The following is a 1,236-nucleotide window of genomic DNA, read 5'->3' on the forward strand; positions in this document are numbered from 1 at the left end:
CCCGACGAATACGAGCAGGCGTACTGGGCGAGCCTGGAGGAAGTCCCTCAGACTGCTTGACCACACGATCGCGGACTCCACGAAACTCGGGGCAGCTCAGCTGGTCGAGCATGTCTCGTGGCTGATCTACACCCGAAGGCGTGAACTGAACTCACGCTGGCGCAGGCTCGGTTGTTTCAAGCAAGCCCTGCTGGTCCTGGCGCATCTGCGGAAGAACGAGACTCTCGCCCGGGTCGCCGCAGGGTTCGGGGTGTCGGAGGCGACGGCCTGGCGGTACGTCGACGAGACTGTGGAGGTCCTGGCCGCGTGGGCGCCGGGCCTGCGCGAGGCCCTGGTGGGACTGGGCGAGGGCGACTTCGTGATCGTGGACGGCACCCTGATCCCGACCGACCGGATCAAGGCGGACGAGCCGTACTACTCGCAAAAGCACCGCAAGCACGGGATGAACGTGCAGGTCGTCGCCTCACCCGACGGCACACCCCTGTGGTTCTCCCGCGCCCTGCCGGGCCGCACCCACGACCTGACCGCCGCCCGCGCCCACGGAATCGTCCAGGCCTGCCTGACCCGCGAGATCCTCGTCCTGGCGGACCGGGCCTACCGAGGCGCCGGGGCGACCTTCCGCACCCCGTACTACAACCACCACGAACTGCCCGAGCACTACCAGCAGTACAACCGCGACCACGCCCGACTCCGAGCACCAGGCGAACGCGCCTTCGCCCAGCTGAAGGCCTGGAAGGTCTTCAGCAAGGCCCGCTGCTCGACCAACCGCATCAGCCGACTGATCGCCGCCGTCCACACCCTCATCATCCACAGCCCCACGACCAGCGAAAACTCAGGATGAAAGAGGCTCATTCACGGAATAGCGGCCAGAGCCAATTCCGAAGGTTCTCATCAAGGCTCCGCTCACGGAGAAAGCGAGAACCCGCCGATAGCCAGGACACTGACGATTGTGCGTGCGCTGCCTCCGATGACGGGAGAGAGCAAATACCCGCACAAGCCCGCCCTGGCGGGCGCAGCCGCGAGCGCTTCGCCCGAATCGTCCGCGAAACCGCCGCCGCCAACAGCGACCACCTCGCCTGGATAACAGCCCGCTCCCACAGCGGACTTGCACCCGAGCGCGCTGGCCCACTGCGGGCTCTCACCGGAAGTCGCAGGTCAGGTCACGAATTCCGCATTGGTGATCGCATGGTGGTCGCAGTCGGCCATCCAGACGTGAAATCTGTAGCCTCGCGGGCT

At 66.3% G+C, this 1,236-nt stretch carries 1 protein-coding gene; it reads left to right on the forward strand.

What is annotated here, in order from left to right; all coding sequences use genetic code 11:
• The first annotated feature begins 67 nt into the window (after positions 1-67).
• A complete protein-coding gene (locus tag OO57_RS37805) occupies positions 68-841 on the forward strand; it encodes an IS5/IS1182 family transposase (RefSeq protein WP_033257444.1) in 774 nt (257 codons plus the stop codon).
• The last annotated feature ends 395 nt before the right edge of the window (positions 842-1,236 follow it).

It is taken from the genome of Kitasatospora phosalacinea (assembly GCF_000717185.1).
Classification (GTDB): Bacteria; Actinomycetota; Actinomycetes; order Streptomycetales; family Streptomycetaceae; genus Kitasatospora; species Kitasatospora phosalacinea_A.